Source organism: Photobacterium jeanii (assembly GCF_001650345.1).
Classification (GTDB): domain Bacteria; phylum Pseudomonadota; class Gammaproteobacteria; order Enterobacterales; family Vibrionaceae; genus Photobacterium; species Photobacterium jeanii.
In genome coordinates this window covers 20,628-40,052 of sequence record NZ_LVHF01000010.1, presented here as the reverse complement: position 1 = coordinate 40,052, position 19,425 = coordinate 20,628, and the positions used below count along the sequence as shown (strand labels likewise).

Annotated in this window: 18 protein-coding genes; 7 read left to right on the top strand and 11 right to left on the bottom strand. The window is 50.3% G+C overall.

The window, feature by feature from the left end:
- Position 1: 1 nt before the first annotated feature.
- Positions 2 to 460: a DoxX family protein gene (locus A3K86_RS00635; RefSeq protein WP_068326128.1), complete on the top strand. Its 459-nt coding sequence runs from the start codon at positions 2 to 4 to the stop codon at positions 458 to 460.
- A 111-nt stretch (positions 461 to 571) separates the two neighbouring features.
- On the opposite strand, the gene yigB is transcribed toward A3K86_RS00635, so the two are convergent.
- The 6 genes from yigB to lptM are packed head-to-tail and all read right to left on the bottom strand — an operon-like array spanning position 572 to position 5,225.
- Complete coding sequence (gene yigB, locus A3K86_RS00630) at positions 572 to 1,288, bottom strand: 5-amino-6-(5-phospho-D-ribitylamino)uracil phosphatase YigB (RefSeq protein WP_068326125.1); 717 nt, start codon at positions 1,286 to 1,288, stop codon at positions 572 to 574.
- A gap of 40 nt (positions 1,289 to 1,328) precedes the next feature.
- On the bottom strand, positions 1,329 to 2,240 hold the full coding sequence (xerC, locus tag A3K86_RS00625; protein ID WP_068326122.1) for a tyrosine recombinase XerC: 912 nt from the start codon (positions 2,238 to 2,240) through the stop codon (positions 1,329 to 1,331).
- Complete coding sequence (locus tag A3K86_RS00620; RefSeq protein ID WP_068326118.1) at positions 2,237 to 2,953, bottom strand: DUF484 family protein; 717 nt, start codon at positions 2,951 to 2,953, stop codon at positions 2,237 to 2,239. The genes xerC and A3K86_RS00620 overlap by 4 nt, the downstream gene beginning before the upstream one ends.
- Positions 2,950 to 3,780, bottom strand: coding sequence for a diaminopimelate epimerase (gene dapF, locus A3K86_RS00615; RefSeq protein ID WP_068326116.1), 831 nt, complete (start codon positions 3,778 to 3,780; stop codon positions 2,950 to 2,952). The genes A3K86_RS00620 and dapF overlap by 4 nt, the downstream gene beginning before the upstream one ends.
- 54 nt (positions 3,781 to 3,834) lie before the next feature.
- Positions 3,835 to 5,085 (bottom strand): diaminopimelate decarboxylase, encoded by a 1,251-nt coding sequence (lysA, locus tag A3K86_RS00610; protein ID WP_068326114.1) that lies wholly within the window; start codon positions 5,083 to 5,085, stop codon positions 3,835 to 3,837.
- Between the two features lie 26 nt (positions 5,086 to 5,111).
- Positions 5,112 to 5,225 carry an LPS translocon maturation chaperone LptM gene (gene lptM / locus A3K86_RS22405; RefSeq protein ID WP_084406452.1) on the bottom strand — a complete coding sequence of 38 codons (114 nt, stop codon included), beginning with the start codon at positions 5,223 to 5,225 and terminating at the stop codon, positions 5,112 to 5,114.
- 77 nt (positions 5,226 to 5,302) lie between these two features.
- On the opposite strand from lptM, the gene cyaY reads away from it, so the two are divergent.
- Entirely contained in the window at positions 5,303 to 5,614 is a 312-nt protein-coding gene (cyaY, locus tag A3K86_RS00605) for an iron donor protein CyaY (protein WP_068326112.1), read from the top strand.
- Between the two features lie 126 nt (positions 5,615 to 5,740).
- On the opposite strand, the gene A3K86_RS00600 is transcribed toward cyaY, so the two are convergent.
- The gene (locus tag A3K86_RS00600) at positions 5,741 to 8,308 is read right to left on the bottom strand and encodes a class I adenylate cyclase (protein WP_232321884.1); all 2,568 of its coding nucleotides are present in this window, start codon (positions 8,306 to 8,308) and stop codon (positions 5,741 to 5,743) included.
- Between the two features lie 401 nt (positions 8,309 to 8,709).
- On the opposite strand from A3K86_RS00600, the gene hemC reads away from it, so the two are divergent.
- From hemC to A3K86_RS00580, 4 genes are read left to right on the top strand one after another with little or no spacing between them, the layout of a single operon-like run.
- Positions 8,710 to 9,642: a hydroxymethylbilane synthase gene (hemC, locus tag A3K86_RS00595; protein ID WP_068326107.1), complete on the top strand. Its 933-nt coding sequence runs from the start codon at positions 8,710 to 8,712 to the stop codon at positions 9,640 to 9,642.
- A complete protein-coding gene (locus A3K86_RS00590) occupies positions 9,643 to 10,398 on the top strand; it encodes a uroporphyrinogen-III synthase (RefSeq protein ID WP_068326104.1) in 756 nt (251 codons plus the stop codon).
- A 4-nt stretch (positions 10,399 to 10,402) separates the two neighbouring features.
- Positions 10,403 to 11,626: a uroporphyrinogen-III C-methyltransferase gene (hemX, locus tag A3K86_RS00585; RefSeq protein ID WP_068326101.1), complete on the top strand. Its 1,224-nt coding sequence runs from the start codon at positions 10,403 to 10,405 to the stop codon at positions 11,624 to 11,626.
- On the top strand, positions 11,623 to 12,810 hold the full coding sequence (locus A3K86_RS00580) for a heme biosynthesis HemY N-terminal domain-containing protein (RefSeq protein WP_068326098.1): 1,188 nt from the start codon (positions 11,623 to 11,625) through the stop codon (positions 12,808 to 12,810). Before hemX ends, A3K86_RS00580 begins: the two co-directional genes overlap by 4 nt.
- A gap of 418 nt (positions 12,811 to 13,228) precedes the next feature.
- On the opposite strand, the gene A3K86_RS00575 is transcribed toward A3K86_RS00580, so the two are convergent.
- From A3K86_RS00575 to A3K86_RS00565, 3 genes are read right to left on the bottom strand one after another with little or no spacing between them, the layout of a single operon-like run.
- Positions 13,229 to 13,618 (bottom strand): hypothetical protein, encoded by a 390-nt coding sequence (locus A3K86_RS00575; RefSeq protein ID WP_068326087.1) that lies wholly within the window; start codon positions 13,616 to 13,618, stop codon positions 13,229 to 13,231.
- Between the two features lie 34 nt (positions 13,619 to 13,652).
- Entirely contained in the window at positions 13,653 to 14,423 is a 771-nt protein-coding gene (locus A3K86_RS00570) for a class I SAM-dependent methyltransferase (protein WP_068326081.1), read from the bottom strand.
- Between the two features lie 3 nt (positions 14,424 to 14,426).
- On the bottom strand, positions 14,427 to 17,615 hold the full coding sequence (locus tag A3K86_RS00565) for an ABC transporter substrate binding protein (RefSeq protein ID WP_068326078.1): 3,189 nt from the start codon (positions 17,613 to 17,615) through the stop codon (positions 14,427 to 14,429).
- A 155-nt stretch (positions 17,616 to 17,770) separates the two neighbouring features.
- Between A3K86_RS00565 and asnC the strand changes: the two genes are divergently transcribed.
- On the top strand, positions 17,771 to 18,232 hold the full coding sequence (asnC, locus tag A3K86_RS00560) for a transcriptional regulator AsnC (RefSeq protein WP_068326075.1): 462 nt from the start codon (positions 17,771 to 17,773) through the stop codon (positions 18,230 to 18,232).
- Between the two features lie 84 nt (positions 18,233 to 18,316).
- On the opposite strand, the gene hemB is transcribed toward asnC, so the two are convergent.
- Entirely contained in the window at positions 18,317 to 19,372 is a 1,056-nt protein-coding gene (gene hemB, locus A3K86_RS00555) for a porphobilinogen synthase (protein ID WP_068326073.1), read from the bottom strand.
- Positions 19,373 to 19,425 lie beyond the last annotated feature (53 nt).

The window sequence follows — 19,425 nt, the reverse complement described above, 5'->3', positions numbered from 1 at the left end:
CATGCTGAACTTTTTAAAAAACATCGACGGTGTCGCCCAGAAGATCACCGACCCACTCATTCCTTTGTTACTGCTATTCACCCGATTATGGGTCGCTTGGGTGTTCTTTAAATCCGGAATGGTGAAATATTCCAGCTGGGACAGCACCTTGTACCTCTTCGAATACGAATACCAAGTGCCTCTCTTGCCTTGGCAATTAGCCGCTTACTTGGGCACCGCCACCGAGCTGATCATTCCCGCTTTCTTGGCGCTCGGGCTTTTCACCCGTCCGATGGCATTGATCCTATTCGTGTTCAATATTATTGCGGTAATGTCCTACCCATTGCTGTGGGAAAAAGGCTTCTTCGACCACCAGCTGTGGGGGATGATGATGCTGGTCAATGTCTTCTGGGGAGCAGGGCTTATCTCACTCGATAAACTGATCAGCGCCGAGCCCGATAAACACCGCGCACTGCAATAATACCAACCCCACTGATCATGTAGCTTAAAAACACCACGGCCCAAGGTTTTCGCCTTGGGCCGTGGTCTATTCAATACGGGGTCTGTATCGCTAATTATCGATCGTTTCGCCTTACACTAACTCAAGCAAAGCTGTCAGGTTGGTAATTTCCACTTCAGGTAACTGGCGACTGTGTTTAGCCTCCTGCACCGAACGCGCTTGATCGTTAAACCAGCACGCTTGGAAACCATTACGCACCGCACCGTTCACATCGGTATTAAGGTGATCGCCGACATGCAAAATGTTCTCAGCAGGCAAAGCAACCAACTGGGCGGCTTTTACAAACATATCAGGGGCTGGCTTAGCGGCACCATCACGCCCTGCTTGTAATACATGCGCAAAGTACGGACGTAAACCGATCTGCTCAACATCGACATTGCCATTGGTGATCGCAATCAACGGCACTCGCTGTGCTAAGGCACTCAAAACCGTATGGGTTTGCGCTGGCACATCCACTTGATTACGCACCGCCAGCACGGTCGCGACACCTTCATGCGCCGCTTGGCTAGCTTGGCGCAACGAGTAACCCAGTTGCATCAAACCAATTTTGATCATTTCAAATCGCCACAAAGTCACGTCATGACGTAGCCAAGGGTCAACCTCTGCCAATTGCTGTTTGAGCTGCGCCCAATCATCAACCGTTAGCATGTGGGAAACCGGATGCGCCTGATACAACCAACCGTGCATCGCTTGCTCTGCACGGCGGATCACCGGCCGGTTGTCATAAAGGGTATCATCCAAATCAAAGCTCATTGCTTTGATCGGTTTTAGCTGACGGTAAAACTGCATGACCGACTTCCCATGGGTAACAGATCAGAAAAAGAAGAGATTATTTACCACGCTTGGCACGCGGGTGGGCTTCATCATACACCTTAGCAAGGTGTTGGAAATCCAAGTGGGTATAAATTTGGGTGGTCGAAAGGTTGGCGTGGCCCAACAACTCTTGCACCGCCCGCAAATCGCCGCTCGACTCCAACATGTGAGTCGCAAAACTGTGGCGCAATTTGTGAGGGCTAATATGGCTGGTCACCGCTTGTTTTTGGCCCCATTCCGCCATCCGCTTTTGCACATTACGCGCTGAAATACGACAACCTAACTTGGACACAAACAATGCGGGTTCACCGCCATCCGCCAATTGACCACGGACTTTCAACCATTTCGCAACCCATTCACGTGCTAAGCCCGCAAACGGCACGACCCGCTCTTTATCACCTTTACCGATCACCCGAATATCACCTTTACTCAAGCTGATATCACGTACATCAAGACTGACGATTTCCGCCAAACGCAATCCCGCCCCGTACATCAATTCCATCAAAGCACGGTCACGAATAGCCAACGGATCGTCTTCGTTCACGTTGAGCAGTTGATCCATTTCATCAACATCAAGGTTTTTCGGTAGCGGGCGAGCTTTGCGCGGGGCTGATACCCCTTTCGCCGGATTGGCCGGTAACACTTTTATTTGTACGAGGTAATCAAAGAAGCTGCGCAGCGCCGACAAACGCATGGAGACACTGCTCGCTTTTAACCCGTCACGCATCGCTTTACTGGCCAACTGGCGCACCCAGCCCGCATCGACTTGCTGCCAATCCGTCACTCCCAAATCAACCAATTGCTCGGCCATCGTCGTTAGCTGACGTTTGTAGTTATGCTGGGTATGCAGGCTTAACTCACGCTCGCTGCGCAAGTGTTCGTAAAAACGATGAAGGGATTTTTCTAGCCCTGACGGTAACGCGCTCAATCAATCACCTCACGGGTGTATTCCCAGTGAGAAATCAAACGGGCGATGATCAACGCCAGTTGCTCAACAAACAGGGTATCCATGTTTGGCTGGAAGTGACCACCATCAGCGCTGACAAAACTCAGCACCCCAATCGGACGCTCAAAACCCAGTGGCATCACTAAAAATGAGCCAAGGTGAGGCGGCGCATCAAACAGCATTTCGCTTTCTTTTTTGCGCAGACGGCCTAAATACACGTTACGACGCACAAGGTGTGACGCACGGAAGCTGTCGAACTCGCGACGCTCTAAAAACAGCTGCTCATCAAGACTATCAAACAAACGTAAGCTGTAATCGAGGTTCAAGGCTTCGGTTAACTCATCGAGCACCAACAGCGCTTGGTAAATATTGTGGGTTTGAAATAGTTTTACCTGTGCTTGCGAGAACAGTGCGTGTAAATCACTGTTTTTAGCTGCAATATCCACTAAGCGAGTGATATTGCCTTCTAGCTCACCCACGCGATGGCGAAGGCGTTCAAGTTGAATTTCCACCAGCGACACGACACCGCGTTCGCTTTGTGGCACTTGCAAATACGCCAGCAAATCAGGCTGGCGTAAGAAGAAATCAGGGTGACTTAGTAAATACTCAGCCACCGTGTCGTCATTCAATTCGTCACTCAACGGCGTGGCTGGGGTTTCAATATCCAGCTCATCCAGTTGCGATACATCGGTCATAATACAATTTGTCCATCATAGACATGAGCCACAGGCCCGGTCATATAGAGTGGCTTTCCTTCACCTGCCCAGCTGATATGAAGATCACCGCCCGGCAAGGTCACTTTTACTTTGTCATCAAGCAAGCCTTGACGTTGGCCAATGGCCACAGCGGCACATGCACCACTGCCACAGGCTTGCGTTTCCCCCGCCCCACGTTCGTAGACGCGAAGCTTGATCGCATTGCGATTGAGCACTTGCATAAAACCGGCGTTTACGCGCTCAGGAAAACGTTCGTGCGATTCCACTTGTGGGCCAAGGGTTTCAACCTCAGCGGTATCCACATCGTCCACCACGGTGACACAGTGTGGGTTCCCCATGCTGACCGCACCACAAAAGAGGGTGCTCTCTTCAACACGCAACAAGTAGGTTTTTTCTGCCTGATTGGCACGAAAAGGAATTTTGCTTGGCTCAAACGTTGGCACGCCCATGTTAACAGTAACTTGGTTGTCGTTTTCCAGTTTCAGCAACATTTTTCCCGCTTTAGTACTCACCGAGATCAGGTATTTATTGGTGAGTCCTTTCATCCACACAAAACGCGCAAAGCAGCGCGCGCCATTGCCGCACTGCTCCACTTCACTGCCATCGGCATTAAAAATACGATAGTGGAAATCGGTTTCCGGATCGTAAGGCGGCTCCACCACCAATAACTGGTCAAAGCCAACCCCACGGTGACGATCCGCTAAGCGGCGGATCGCATCCGGCGAGAAGAACACATTTTGGGTGACACAGTCGACCACCATGAAGTCGTTGCCCAAGCCATGCATCTTGGAAAAGTTAATCTGCATGTTGTTCCTTTTTAATCATTATCCCCACAGGGGTTCGCTGTGTTCCGTATCCAATTAAGGCAGTAGTGATTCTGACTGCCACAGTTGCGCTAGCGGCTCGCGCTCACGCACTACATGAGCAGTATCACCATCAACCATAATTTCTGCCGCCCGTGCCCGAGTATTGTAGTTCGATGACATCACAAAACCATAGGCACCTGCCGAACGAACCGCGAGTAGATCACCTTCTGCTAAACAAAGTAGGCGTTCTTTACCTAAATAATCGCCAGTTTCGCAAATTGGGCCGACAAAATCGTATTCGCTTGGCTCACCTTCACGCGGGATCACTGGCACAATATCCTGCCACGCTTGGTACAGGGTTGGCCGGATCAGATCATTCATCGCCGCATCGATAATGGCGAAATTTTTGTGTTCGGTGTGCTTTAAGTATTCCACGCGCGTCAGCAAAACCCCAGCATTAGCGGCAATCGCCCGACCTGGTTCAAAAATAAGTTCCAGTTGCTGATGGTTTTTCAAACGATCCAACAACGCACGGGCATATTCCGACGGCAGCGGTGGCTGCTCTTCGTTATACGTCACCCCTAAACCACCACCGACATCAAGGTGTTCAATGATGATCCCTTCGCTGTGCAGCTCATCAATTAAGGCCAACAAACGGTCGGTCGCATCGATAAACGGATCAATATCGGTCAGCTGCGAACCAATATGACAGTCCATGCCTGTCACTTTCAGGTTTGGCAGACTGTGCGCTAAGCGGTACACCACTGGCGCGCGATCAAAGGCGATACCAAACTTGTTTTCACGCAGCCCCGTTGAGATATACGGGTGAGTTTTGGCATCAACATCAGGGTTAATCCGCAGTGAAATTGGCGCAACCACACCAAGTTCCCCAGCCACGCGATTCAAACGCGCTAACTCTGACTCTGATTCAACATTGAAACACTTTATACCTAATTCTAGTGCACGTTTCATCTCAGCACTGGTTTTTCCCACGCCGGAGAACACCACCTTGGCTGGATCGCCACCGGCGGCAATCACGCGTTCAAGCTCACCTTGCGATACGATATCGAAGCCCGAGCCCAAACGCGCCAACACATTCAGCACCCCAAGGTTCGAGTTAGCTTTCACCGCATAACAGATCAGGTGTGGCTGATCGGCAACCGCATGGTCAAAAGCATGCCAATGGCGCTCTAAGGTCGCACGCGAATAAACGTACAGCGGCGTACCGTATTGCTCTGCCAATTCGGTCAACGCCACTTCTTCGGCCCACAGTTGGCCATCTTGCTGGTAATTAAAGTAATCCAATGTTTCTCTTCCCTGTTATGCCTAACTTACTGTTGTTGCTGTTGATCAGGCTCTTGCGGCATGTACAGTGGGCCACTTTGACCACAGCCTGAAATTGCCAGCACACCCAGTACTAAAATTGCTAATAAACCTTTACGCATTTTTAAAGCCAGTGATTATCGTTTCAATGCCCTCTATAATCGCACCAAGAATAGGAAAAGCAATAGGACGTAATGGGATGAATGATACTGAATTTCACGCACTCGCTGATCAAGCCCTGATAGCCCTTGAAGAAGGCATCGATGAATCAGGCGCAGATATTGAGTACGAAACCACGGGCAATGTCCTGACGCTAGAGTTTGAAAACCGTAGCCAAATCGTGATCAACCGCCAAGAGCCGCTGCACGAGCTATGGTTGGCATCGAAGTCAGGTGGCTACCACTTCAAGTTCAACGGCGACGAGTGGCGTTGTACCCGTAGTGGCGAAGAGTTCTTCGCGCTAGTGAAACGTGAATGTTCATTACATGCTGGTGAAACGGTCGAGTGGTGATCGCAGGTCCCCGTTTGATCAACAAAAATTAATCTCACCGCGTTTCATTATCAAAAAAGCCTTCCCGATTTGATCGTGGAAGGCTTTTTATTATCTGGCATCAGTGGTTAGGTTCATCGCTCACGTTCAGCGGGGCGAGAAACTCATGGCGCTGGTATCGATACCGCTGTCATTGCTGGCACGGCGCTGAACTTGCTGACCACTCTTAAACGGGATCACTTGGCAATCGCCCGACTCGGTATGAATGATGTCGTAGAACTGCGGCAAGTTGAAGTTGATAAAATTGGCGCTATAGCTGAATCGGTCTTGAGCCGAAGTGTAGAAACGGTTCACCCCGTGCACCATTTCGTCTTTATCACCGTTGCATTGGCGATAAACTTCGATCCGGTTGGCTTCATCAAGAATGTAGATATTAAAGCCCTGCTCGCAGTCTTCGAAGAAGAACTGGATCAAACCTTCACTGGCGTACGCATCCACGATTTCAGGTGGGTGCGGCTCATCGGTTTTACCCATCACCAATTGTGGCGAACCAATCAGCTTGTTACTCGAAATACAGCTATAGAAATCAACCGAATTTTCCAGTTTCTGTACTGAAACCCCACGGCGTTCAAAGAACAGCCCGTGAGTTTGATCGCCAATGCGGATCGCTTTGAAACGGCGGCGTTTTTCTTGCTCAACCGGCTTCAAGCGCATCTCGATACATTCCGCCACCAATTGGTACACCAAGTTACGGATCAAGCCACGCATGTGCTTGCTGTAACAGAACACGTCCACCGACTCAGGTGGGATCGCATCTTGGTGCATTTTGCCCAGCACGGTTTTCAGCGCATCGAGCATCGCATTTTCACCGCTGAAATTAAGGGTTCGCACTTCGTTCCACGAGTTGCGGTACACCAAGTCGACGCTGCCCACCAAACATTGCTGCTCAGGGCCGTAGCTGAAGATATCGGTGTTCTTAAAGTCAAACCGGATCGAGCGGTTTTTCAGTTCAGTCGTCGGGTCATTTTCTAAATTGATAAACAACCCTAGCTGGCGAATTTCACACGGACTCGACAGCGCCTGCAAACTCGGTTGCGGACGACGGATCGGGAAGGTGTTACGAATATCACTCACCAACTGGTACAGCTTGTCGATATCTAAATCGGTGTCGCGCACCACATTGTGCAGACAGGTCGATTCGGTCAACAAACCATTGAAATACGCCCACGCCACCAGCTTGCTTAGGTAGCGGTTATGCTCAAGCGACGGCTGCCCCAAAATGGCAAATGGATCGAGCGGTTGCTTATACAAGTACCAACCCGCCGCATTGGTGCGCCCAGCAGGGACCTGAATGAAAGTCAGGTCGGCTTCGTGAAGATCCGGTGAAATTTGTGGGTTAAGCAAAGTTACCTTGCCCGGCAGCACCTCAAACGCCGCGTACAGTTTACGCGCTAGAATACTGATATCTTCAGGGCTGATCGCCGAGGTAATGTCATTACGACGAGCAAAACGGATCAAATTACGGTAGCTGAGCATCAAGGCATCAAGCAATTCGTTGTGGGCGCGCTTCACCTGTCCGACTTTCCAGTCACGACGGTTATCAAGCTCACTGACCACTTCGTACGACCATTGCCACTCTGCGGTCAACTCTTGCAATACGCGACGACGCCACGGCACCGAGCCCGATGAAGGTTCACGGGTCAATTTTTCGTGGGTTTTGAGATAGAAGCAACGGCGCACCAAATCAAGACGACGATGGTCATCGATACGCTCAAGGTAGCGCGTCACTTTATCGAGCATCAGATAATAAGCATCCATGCAGCACTCAAAACGCTCTTCTGAGAAGAAACGGCGCTTGGCATCGATACTCAATAACTGGGTGTGCGGGTATTCCCACGAATAGGCTTCGAGCAAAATCGCTTTCAACACCGACTTGTAAGGCGAGTCGATACTCTTGTAAAGCTGCCACAAACTCGAGCCAAAATACTCTTCAGCTGGAATGCGGTTCAATCCACCAAAATCGATCCACTCTTCACGACGAATATGCCCTGCAGAAACAAGGTAATCGACATAGTCGTCGTAGCACTCTTCCATTTCTGGCGGCACCATAAACCACAACAGGTGCTGACCCGCCAGCAGGACTGCCGAACGGTAGAACTCATCAAGTAGCAGCAAGTGCTGGCTTGAACCACAGTTCTCACCGGTCATGGCTTCGGAAAAGTTATCGCGGAAGCGATTTTCGTCAATCAGGAAGAAGTTGGCTTCAACCCCTTGCGCCATCGCCCAGTCAGAGATCAACGAACACTTGCTATCGAGCGCTTCACGCGCATCGCTTGGCATGTCGGTGCGAATACACACCCAAATATCAAGATCACTGGTCAGGCTCTGACCGAGAGAGGAAGTACTGCCCATGGCGTACAAGCCAAGAATAGGCGAAGACAGGTCATTGGCCGGAAACGCCAACGTCGTTCCAGCCGCTAAACCGCAATCATCCACAAACTGCTGTTGTTGCTCAGATAGCGAAAAACCAACAATACCGTGCTCGACTTCTTGATCGAGGTACCCCGGAATGGCTGGATGATTGTAGTGCAGTAAGACCGGTAACAGGTGATAAACCTGTTGAGATGAAGCCACCATAGCGGCATGCGCACGTTCATTGCGAAGCTGATGAAGTGCATCCAGTCTACTTTTTAGCGTCTGAATATAATTGTGCAAATTACTCTTCCAAGAGCTGCCAGCATTAAGCGGCCCAAATCTTGTCATTAATAGTGTAGAGAATGTTCTACATACGAGCAAAAACGTGATCAATCTAACACTTTTTGCATTACCCGTAAAGTTAGTGACGATTTATGACAACTTATGAATAGAGGATGTGGCATTGACAGGCGTTTTCCTTTTGCCTCATCCCATCAAGCTAGTACATTCCGCTCATTCCGCCAGTTTCTCGGCTGGGTTTGCGGTCTATCTTGAGGGTTCTGTGAGAAATATCACATTAATCCATTCACATATCAAGACAATACAGCTTCTCCTCCTTCTTGATAGCTTGTTCATTACCATCAGGCGACAGGAATGGTACGATTAGGGTATCTAACGCCTTTATTTATGGATTCGATTCTATGACCGATAAACCAATCCGCATTGCCACGCGCAAGAGCCCACTTGCCATGTGGCAAGCCGAATTTGTTAAAGCCGAACTGGAACAAGCACACCCAGGCTTGACGGTAGAATTAGTACCTATGGTTACGAAAGGCGACGTCATTCTTGATACCCCACTTGCGAAAGTAGGTGGTAAAGGCCTGTTCGTGAAAGAGCTGGAAGTCGCGATGCTGGAAGATCGCGCTGACATCGCGGTGCACTCAATGAAAGATGTACCGGTCGAATTCCCTGAAGGATTAGGTCTTGTGACCATCTGTGAGCGTGAAGACCCACGCGACGCATTTGTTTCTAACACATACAACAACATCGATGAGCTTCCACAAGGCGCTATCGTGGGCACCTCGAGTCTACGTCGTCAGTGTCAGCTACGCGCTAACCGCCCAGATCTTATCGTTAAAGACCTACGCGGCAACGTGAACACTCGCCTACGCAAACTTGATGAAGGCGAATACGATGCCATCATTCTCGCCTGTGCGGGGCTTATCCGTCTGAAAATGGAAGATCGCATTCGTTGCGCGATTGAGCCAGAAACCAGCCTACCAGCCGTAGGTCAAGGTGCTGTTGGTATCGAGTGCCGCTTGGATGATGAACGCGTACGTGGCCTACTCGCGGCTCTGAACCACCAAGAAACCGCGACACGCGTACTGTGTGAGCGTGCGATGAACAACCGCCTACAAGGTGGCTGTCAGGTGCCGATCGGCAGCTACTCACTACTTGATGGTGATCAAATCTGGCTTCGCGCTCTTGTGGGTGAGCCAGATGGTAGCCAAATCGTGCGTGGCGAAATCAAAGGCCCAGCAGCAGATGCAGAGCAATTGGGTATCACCCTAGCTGATCAGCTATTGGCGGACGGTGCCAAAGAAATTCTTGATGAATTGTACGGCAACGCATAAATGACCGTCTTGATCACCCGCCCTACGCCAGACGGCGAACAGTTGACCCAACAGCTCAATGCGGCGGGGATCAAAGCCATTGCGCATCCCCTTCTCACCATTGAAGCAGGTAACGGCTTACCTGCTTTAATTTCTCAACTCAATTTACTGCAACCAGGTGATTTTCTGATTGCCGTCAGTGTTCATGCAGTAAATTTAGCTCACAATTACATACTTTCGCACTGTGCTAGCTGGCCAAAAAACGTGCATTATATAGCCGTTGGGCAAAAAACAGCGGCAGCGCTGCAGCATGCTACCGGGCAAGCTGTTAGCCAACCGATCCAACGCAGCGATAGTGAAGGCCTTTTGGCCCTGCCTGAATTGGCAGCGGTAAACCAACGTCGAGTCGTGATCCTACGCGGCAACGGCGGCCGTGAACTGATCCATCAAACGCTGACCGAGCGCGGTGCCGAAGTCGAATACTGTGAATGCTACCGGCGCAGCTTGCTACCTTTAGATGGGGAGCAACTGTGTCAGCAGTGGCAAGCACAAGGTGTTTCAGCACTTGTAGTAACCAGCGGTGAACAGTTGGCACATTTGTGTGCCGCGATCCCACCGCATGCACAGGCTTGGTTTTATCAATGCCAGCTTTATGTACCAAGCCAAAGGATTGCAGACCAAGCACAGCAGCTTGGTTTTATACATTTTTCCACCGTGGGCAGCGCGGCTAATCAAGCGCTATTCACGTTCCTAAGCAAGATAGGCACGATGGGATAATCGGATGACTGATAAAAAAACTAATAACGACACCCCTGCAGAAAATGGATCGGCGGCAGCAAAGCCAGCCAACAACAAGCCAGGGCAAGCGAGCGCGAAAGCTACTAAACCACAAACTTCAGCCGCCAAAGAGGCCGCGAAGAAACCTACTCCTGAAAAAGCCGCGCCGGAAAAACCAGCCGCAACCCAACCTACAGCCCCAGCCGAGAAGAAAAGCGGCAGCAAAACGGGCGCTATCGCCATTGCCCTTGTCATTGCCCTTGGTGCTGGCCTTTACTACCACGGGCATCAGCAAACCCAAGCCCAAAATGCGCAAATGGCTCAGCTGAATGATCAAATTGCAGCCATGAAGCAGCAATTAGCCGCCAGCCAGCAAGACACGCTAGGTAAAGTCAGTCAGGCGATGCAACGCACCGACGTCACTGTCGAGCAGCAAGAAAAATCGATCAGCAGCCTACAAATGGCACTGGCTGAGATGAAAGGCCGTCGTCCGAACGACTGGCTACTGGCTGAAGCGGACTACTTAGTGAAAATGGCCGGCCGTAAACTGTGGCTAGAGCACGATGTCGTGAGCGCCACCGTATTACTAGAATCTGCGGATAACCGCATTGCAGAACTAAACGATCCAAGCCTAACGCCAGTACGCAAAGCGATGAACAGCGACATTACTGCGCTGAAATCAGTTGCTCGTATCGACCGCGATGGTCTGGTACTGCGCCTTACTAGCTTGCAAGAAGAAGTCGCGAACCTACCTCTGGCGAATGCCATCATGCCAGAAGCTGAAAAAGTAGAAGAAGCGGCAGTGAGCACTTCGGTTAATGATTGGAAAACCAACCTGATGACCTCACTGAAAAACTTCAGCGATCACTTCATCACTTACCGCAAGCGCGATGGCAACGTGATCCCACTGCTATCACCAAAACAAGATTTCTACCTACAAGAAAACATCAAGTCTAAGCTAGAAACCGCCATCAAAGCGGTGTACCGCGAAGAAGGTGAGCTGTACGGCAAATCACTGACAATGGCGAAAGAGTGGGCTGAGCAGTTCTACAACCAAGACGCGCCAGCAACCCAAAGCTTCATCAAAACTCTCGACCAACTGGCTGGTGAGCGTATTGAAGCCAGCTACCCAACGCACCTACAATCGCAACCTATGATCACCGACTTGATCAGCGAGCGTCTGCGCAATCAGGTGAAACCAATCAGTACTGAGGAGAATCCAGCATGATCAAACTGTTACTCCTTGTTGCAGCTCTGATTGCCGGTATCGTGGTTGGCCCGATGCTTGCGGGCAACCAAGGCTATGTGCTGATCTCTGCAGCCAACCAAACCATTGAAATGAGTCTCACCACCTTAATTTTATTGGTGGTAGTACTTCTGGGTGCGTTTTTCCTGATCGAAAACATTCTAAAACGCGTCTTTTCACTGAGTAGCTCAACCCGCGGTTGGTTCATGGGTCGTAAAGTGCGTAAAGCACGCGCCCTAACCTCGAACGGTTTGATGAAAGTGATCGAAGGTGACTGGAAACAAGCTGAGAAGCTAGTCGTGAAAGCCGCCAAGCACAGCGATACACCTTTGCTTAACTTCCTTGCCGCGGCAGAAGCTGCGCAAGGTCAAGGCGATACCGCGCAGCGTGACGATTACCTACGTCAAGCATCTGATATCGATCAGCAAAACTTAGCCGTGGCCCTGACTCGCGCTAAACTGCAAATGCGCCAAAAAGAGTACGAGCAAGCCCAAGCAACGTTACGCGAAATCCAACAAAGCCACAGCCGTAACCCAATCATGCTAGGTCTTCTGAAAGAGTGTTACGTTCAGCTCGAAGATTGGAAACCACTGCTAGCTTTACTGCCGCAACTTGAAAAGCAACACGTGATCAATAGCGATGAAGCGGTTGTGCTTGCCAATAAAGCCGAATGTGGTCTGATGGCACACATTGCCCAGCACGGTGGCAGCGATGGCCTGATGGGTCATTGGAATAGCCTGAGCCGCAAAGACAAACAACGCCCTGAGTTAGTGGCTTGTTTTGTCCGTCAGATGATTGCTAAAAAAGCCGATAGCGAAGCCTACACCGTCCTGCGTGACTCGCTGAAGAAACAAAGCAACGACACCTTAATTGGTTTAGTGGCGGAGCTGGATTTACCTGACCGTCACCCTGCGATTGTTCGCCTTCAAGACCTACTGCGCTACGACAGCAACAATGCAGTGACCCACAGCACCCTAGGTCAGCTGTTTATGCGCGAGCAAAAGTGGGAAGAAGCGAAGAGCCACTTTGAACAAGCTGTTGCTATCCGCCCGGATGTAACCGACTACGCCCACCTTGTGAGCGTGCTTGAGAAATTGAACGATGAGCAAGGTGCAGCCAATGTTTCGCGCCAAGCACTAACACTAGCACTTCCTGCTAAAATTTAATCAATAACCCTCACATTATAAAGCACTCTTCGGAGTGCTTTTTTTGTGCTTTTTTCGCTCAAAACGGTCACTCCTGTTTAAAACACCACCTAATAATGCTTCTATAACAACCACCTACTTATACGCAACGCGAATAATATATGTGTACAATTTCACATAATTGTTTCCAATTGTTAATAGTCATTTCCTCTTGTATCTGTGCCATTGATGGCACTTTGTAAACGTTATTCAATACAGCTTCTATTCTCGCTAACAAATGGATAACCGAAAATGGATATGTTTGCGTGGCTACTAGTCTCAGGCATCATCGTGGCAGTGATCACATGTCTGATGACAGCGGTTCTAGTTAAAGAATCATGATCCAGATATAAAAAAGCCTCCACGCGGAGGCTTTTTTATTGATAATTATATAGTTAGCTTATTTCGCTTGCGCTTTGACAATCGCCTTATCGTAACGCTTTGCCGCTTTCTCGGCTTGCTTCAAACGCTTCTCTTTCTTCTTAGCGAGCTTCGCAAGTTTCTTACTTTGCTTATCCGTCAGTTTTGTAACACTTTCCGTGGTAAATGTTAAAGATTGCCTATCTTGCCTTGCGGTATCCGCGGACGATTTTGCTATTTTCGAAGGCATTTCATGAGGCACTGCAGCACGCGTAGAGACCAAAGCACTCGGTTTACACAAATACCCTTTGTCACTCGCCACGCGCGCACAGCTACTACAAATAAAGTTAGGCACGCTGACGATCTGAGTGATGAAATCGAACTTATCCGCGATTTCGACCCGGCGGTATTTACATAATGACTTTGCCATTGACAACTCTCCCAGCAAAAGCGACGACGCCACCTTATTTCATGGCTGCTTTGACATACACGTCAAAACGGTTCTTTTTGGTTTCAATCGCGGTTGATGGCTTCACCAAATCTAAAAACTCAGCGTAATCTGGGCGCTTGACCACCACGCGCTTAGTCGCCAATGCCATCGCGGGTGCCAGCAAACCATCGGCATCGAGATCAGCACCAACCAAAGACTGGAATACGCGCATCTCTTTCTTCACCAGCGCTGATTTTTTCTTGTGTGGGTACATTGGGTCTAAGTAGACCACATCCGGGGCCACAAAGCCGTCCTGCTGCGCAAGATCGACTAGCGCTTGCTGGCTTGAAGCATGCAGTAAGCTCATGCGCTCGCTCACCCAACCACCAATATCAGGATCTTGCTTGGCACGGGCTAAACCGTCATCCAATAGTGCTGCCACCACAGGGTGACGCTCGACCATCTGCACATAACAACCCAAGCTTGCCAACACAAACGCATCACGACCTAAACCTGCGGTACCATCCAACACACGCGGCGTCACACCACCTTTCAGCCCCACCGCTTTAGCAATCGCCTGACCACGACCACCGCCGAACTTACGACGGTGCGAAGCAGCGCCACCCGCTAAATCAACGTACACCGCACCTAGCTTTGGTTCATCCAGTTTACGCAACTCCAGACGCTGCTCGGTGAGTACCAGCGCAAAGTCGCTGCTATCAGTATGGCTAAGCCCCCAGCGTTGCGCTAACTGGTCTAGCTCGTCCTGACGGTGTGAGGCTTCACAAATTAAAGCTAATTGCACAGGTTACTCCGGTAAATGCTGCTCATTTGAATAAGGGGCGAGATTATAGCCTGCATTATGATCTTGGCTCAATTGGGCAACCAAGTCAGCCAGCGGCTGCGGCTTACCGAACAGGTAACCTTGCGCATAGTCGACCCCAAGGTCACGCAGCTTATCGAGGATCGCTTGGTTCTCGACAAATTCCGCCACCGTTTGTTTCCCCATCTTTTTTGCCAACTCGTTGATGGCTTTTACCATCGCCAAGTCCATATCGTCTTCGTCGATATCACGCACGAACATACCGTCGATCTTGATGATATCGACCGGCAAGCGCTTGAGATAACCAAACGAAGACAAACCCGAACCAAAGTCATCCAGCGAAATCATGCAGCCCAAAGATTTAAGCTGGGTAAAGAGCTGGATTGCCTCGCTCATGTTACCAATGGCGGCAGTTTCGGTGATCTCCAAACACAGCTTCTCGGTCGGTAGCCCAGAGCTGCGGATCTGCTCGACCAAGAACTCAACAAAATCACGATTACCCATCGATTGACCAGAGAGGTTAATCGAGCACATCTCCAACTGTGCTATCGCTGCGGGGTTGGCTTGGAGCCACTCTAGCACCTCTTGTACCACGTAGCGGTCAATCAAGTGCGCCAAGTTATAACGCTCGGCAGCAGGAATAAAGAGCCCCGGAGACACCATAGAGCCATCTTGATTGCGCATTCTTACCAAGATTTCATAATGGTGTTTGCCGTTTGTCGTGTCAGTTAACGGCGCAATCTGCTGGGCATGCAGTTCCAACCGTTTCTCAGCCAACGCCTCGTGGATATGGTTCACGTAAGCCATTTCCAGCTCACGGCGTTTAAGCTCTTCATCGTCAGGGTGATACAAGTGGAGACGATTTCGCCCTTCGTCTTTGGCGGCATAACAAGCGGTATCCGCCTGAGCATGCACTTGCTGAGGTGAGCCAGCGGTTTCATCAATCAAGCGGATCCCAAGCGAACAGCTAAAGTTAAAGCGAGTGTTCTGCCAATAAAACTCCGCCTCTTCGAGCACCATCAGAATTTCTTTACCAAACGCCACCGCATCAGCAACATTGCAGTGCCGCAAAATGACCGCAAACTCATCACCGCCTAAGCGCGCTAGGGTTGCTTTGCTCGGGGTAATACTTTGCAGCAGCAACGCGACCTGCTTAAGCGCTTCATCCCCCGCTTCGTGACCCGCCGTATCGTTAATCACTTTGAACTGATCTAAGTCGATATAGAACATCGCATGACGGGCGCCTTTATCGCGCGCTTGGATTAGCACTTGCTCTAGCTGTTGCTCGAAGTAGGAGCGGTTAAAGAGATCGGTCAGATAATCATGACAGGCTTGATATTCAAGTTTAGCTTCCAGTTCATGGGTGGAAGTGATGTCTTCCCCCACCAGCAACAGCTGTTTTTTCGATTGGGCAGGACGAATGGTCTCGCGGATCCACACCGTATTGCCATTGGCACAACGGTATTGGAGCTGACGACGCCACACTTGCTGCTCGTTACCTTGCTTGACCGATGAGACAAACAAGTGCGGTAACATCGCATCGCTTTGGAAATAGAAATCCGTGACTTTATGGCCGAGCATTTCACGCTTGTTGTACCCCAACAGATCGGCAGCAAACTGGTTCACCGACTGGATCCGCGCTTGGCTGTCGATGGTCAGCAAAATCACTGGCTGTTGCTCGTACAGCAAGCTATAGCTCACTTCACGGTCACGCAGTTTTTCTTCCATCTGACTTCGCGCAGTAATATCGCGCGCTTCCAGTAGCATCTGCCCCGATTCGCTATCACCCTGTGGCATCCGCTTGATGGTGATATCGAGCATCAGGCGATGACCCTCACTCGATTGCGCTTCAGCGGTAAAGCGCGACATCTGATCGCTTTGCGCCAACAGGAACGCTTGGCTAAGTTGCAATGAGCCGTCTTGGTCCCAACAATGCCAGCGCCACACCGGACGGTCATATTTCATGATCCCGCGCCCCAGCAGGTTTTGCAGCGCAAGATTCGCTGAGACTAAAGTACCGTGCGCTTCTAAAATGGCGATGTATTGAAAACTTTGGTCAAACACCCCTTCAAACAGCGCCTGACTTTGCTGTAACTGTTGCTCGCTCTTGCGCTGGCGACGGATCATCAGCGACAACAAAATAATCACCGGCCCCATCAACAACACAGTGATTGCCATGGTGCGCAGTTCTTTCTTGTAGCGTTCAAACCAGTTCTGCGGCTGGTTCATGAGCAAGGCTTGATCGTCTTGCGCTTCGATGCCCCACTTCTCCAGCATTGGGGAGTTCAGCATCAGCTGGCTAGGGCTGGTCATCAACACCGGATAGCTAGCAATATCATCATCGAGCACATTACCAAGCAATTTACCCATCATGGTGCCCTGATCGTAACCACTGGTGACCACCCCACCCGTGGCTCCGTATTGCAGCATGAAGTTATACATCACATACACTGGCACTGAAGCTTGTTCGGTTAGCTGCTTCACAAAGGTGCTGCTGGAGCGAAATTGGCCATCCCCATCTTTAAAATACAGCAATAAGATAATGGCAGAGTCCGACGGCAAGTCGCGCGTAAACGCCAGCATGTCATCGAATTTATAATTAGGCGGTTGGATAAGCTCTACCCCAAGATCGGGGGTATTACGCCGGTAGGTTTCAACTGTCCGCCATAGCTCTTGCCCTGTGTAGGAGCGATCCGCCAACAGATACAGTTTGGTCAGCCCTGGTTGTAAGGTTTTCGCCAGCTTGATGTTTTCCACCGCTCGCGACATTTCGACCACCCCAGCAACTTGCGTTAGCTGGTTGTGCTTCTCGGCGCTGTAATTATTGATCCCACCAAACACCACGGGGGTATCACCCACGAACTCGCCAAGTTGGTTAACCAACCACAACGCATGATCATCGCTGACCACAATCGCATCGTAGTTTTCTTTTTTTAGCTTGGTGCGATAAACATCAAGCAGCTCATTTAAATAACCCGGTGATTGGTAGCGTTTGCTGTCCATGTAGCTAATACTGAAAGTCAGCTCACGATTGTTGGTCGCGACTTCCAATCCCGCTTGGATCGAGTCAGTCCACCTTAGCCCTTGATGGTAAGAGTGGATGATTAGAATTTTTGAAGGACTGGCAACGGCAGAAAAGGTCAGCACAGAAAGCAGAAGAAAGAGTATGCGCATAGTGTTGCCAGTAATCCTTGATATTCGATTGCTAAAAATTGAGGTATAGCCTTTGCGCGCAGGTTGCCGCAGAATGGGCTTAACAGTATCACCCACCTTGTCGACGCAGTATAAAAGATGCGCCGCTTGGTATAAACCAAGGATGGTAATTAACCATGACCCCACTCCCTCGGATTGACGACCTTGACCGCGATATCCTCGACGCCTTAATGAACGATGCCCGTACACCATACGCTGAAATGGCTAAACGTTTCAACGTTAGCCCGGCAACTGTGCACGTGCGAGTGGAAAAAATGCGAGCTGCGGAAATCATCACTGGCACCGAAGTGGTGGTGAACCCTAAATTATTGGGCTATGACGTGTGCTGCTTTATCGGTATCAACCTCAATGCGGCGCGTGACTATCATTCAGCGCTCGCCAAGCTCAACGAGCTCGATGAAGTGGTCGAAGCTTACTACACCACAGGGGCATACAACATTTTCGTCAAACTGATGTGTAAGTCGATTGAAGAACTCCAATATGTGCTAATAGATAAGCTCCAAGCCATCGACGAAGTGCAATCGACCGAGACCCTGATCTCGTTGCAAAATCCGATCAATCGCAACGTTAAACCCTAGCACCTTGCCGAATACAAAAACGGCAAGCCCAAGGCTTGCCGTTTTGCTATTTAGTCAGTGCATTACGCACACCACATCATAGACTTAGTCTTCGCTTTGCAACTTGCTCGCTTCTTCCTGACGAGCCGCAGCATCTTCTGCAAGCCACTCCGCCACGTTTTTCGCGAAGTACGTCAGGATGCCATCAGCCCCCGCACGCTTGAAGCACACTAGCGATTCCATCACGGTTTCACGCTCTTTCAGCCACCCGTTTTGAATTGCCGCCATGTGCATCGCGTACTCGCCCGACACTTGGTAAGCAAAGGTCGGTACTTTTAGCTCGGTCTTCACGCGACGTACCACGTCAAGGTAAGGCATACCTGGCTTCACCATCACCATGTCCGCACCTTCGTTCACGTCCATCGCCACTTCATGTAGCGCTTCGTCGGTGTTCGCAGGGTCCATTTGGTAGGTTTTCTTATCGCCACCTTTCAGGTTACCCGAAGAACCGACAGCATCACGGAACGGGCCGTAGTAGTTCGATGCGTATTTTGCCGAGTACGCCATGATTTGGGTATGGATGTAACCCGCTTCTTCTAGCGCTTTACGGATTTCACCGATACGACCATCCATCATATCTGATGGTGCTACCACATCGGCACCCGCTTCAGCGTGTGACAAGGCTTGTTTGATCAGCACTTCGGTGGTCACATCGTTGATCACGTAACCGTCTTCATCGATGATGCCGTCTTGGCCGTGGATAGTGAATGGGTCAAGCGCCACGTCAGTGATCACGCCCATTTCAGGCACATGCTCTTTTAGCAAGCGTACCGCGCGTTGCACTAGACCTTCAGGGTTGAAAGCCTCACCAGCGCACACGGTTTTAAAGTCTTGCGAAACCACAGGGAACAGAGCAATTGCAGGCACACCCAGCTTGGCTAAGTACTCTGCTTCTTGAAGCATCAGATCAATCGACAGTCGCTCAATGCCCGGCATCGAATCCACCGTTTCACGACGGTTCTTGCCCATCAGAATGAACATCGGGTAGATCAAATCGTTCACTGAAATCTGATGTTCTGCCATTAGGCGGCGGCTAAAGTCATGTTTGCGCATACGGCGCATACGGCGAGCGGGAAACGCGCCCTGAATAGATACAGACACTGCTTACTCCTTGTATGGGTTAATTCGCGGTCTTACTCGATAATACCACTCTC

Excerpts from the sequence above, each read along its gene's own strand:
- A3K86_RS00635 (WP_068326128.1), top strand. The coding sequence starts at position 2 with ATGCTGAACTTTTTAAAAAACATCGACGGTGTCGCCCAGAAGATCACC.
- yigB (WP_068326125.1), bottom strand. The coding sequence starts at position 1,288 with ATGCAGTTTTACCGTCAGCTAAAACCGATCAAAGCAATGAGCTTTGAT.
- A3K86_RS00620 (WP_068326118.1), bottom strand. The coding sequence starts at position 2,953 with ATGACCGATGTATCGCAACTGGATGAGCTGGATATTGAAACCCCAGCC.
- dapF (WP_068326116.1), bottom strand. The coding sequence starts at position 3,780 with ATGCAGATTAACTTTTCCAAGATGCATGGCTTGGGCAACGACTTCATG.
- lptM (WP_084406452.1), bottom strand. The coding sequence starts at position 5,225 with ATGCGTAAAGGTTTATTAGCAATTTTAGTACTGGGTGTGCTGGCAATT.
- cyaY (WP_068326112.1), top strand. The coding sequence starts at position 5,303 with ATGAATGATACTGAATTTCACGCACTCGCTGATCAAGCCCTGATAGCC.
- hemC (WP_068326107.1), top strand. The coding sequence starts at position 8,710 with ATGACCGATAAACCAATCCGCATTGCCACGCGCAAGAGCCCACTTGCC.
- A3K86_RS00590 (WP_068326104.1), top strand. The coding sequence starts at position 9,643 with ATGACCGTCTTGATCACCCGCCCTACGCCAGACGGCGAACAGTTGACC.
- hemX (WP_068326101.1), top strand. The coding sequence starts at position 10,403 with ATGACTGATAAAAAAACTAATAACGACACCCCTGCAGAAAATGGATCG.
- A3K86_RS00580 (WP_068326098.1), top strand. The coding sequence starts at position 11,623 with ATGATCAAACTGTTACTCCTTGTTGCAGCTCTGATTGCCGGTATCGTG.
- A3K86_RS00575 (WP_068326087.1), bottom strand. The coding sequence starts at position 13,618 with ATGGCAAAGTCATTATGTAAATACCGCCGGGTCGAAATCGCGGATAAG.
- A3K86_RS00565 (WP_068326078.1), bottom strand. The coding sequence starts at position 17,615 with ATGCGCATACTCTTTCTTCTGCTTTCTGTGCTGACCTTTTCTGCCGTT.
- asnC (WP_068326075.1), top strand. The coding sequence starts at position 17,771 with ATGACCCCACTCCCTCGGATTGACGACCTTGACCGCGATATCCTCGAC.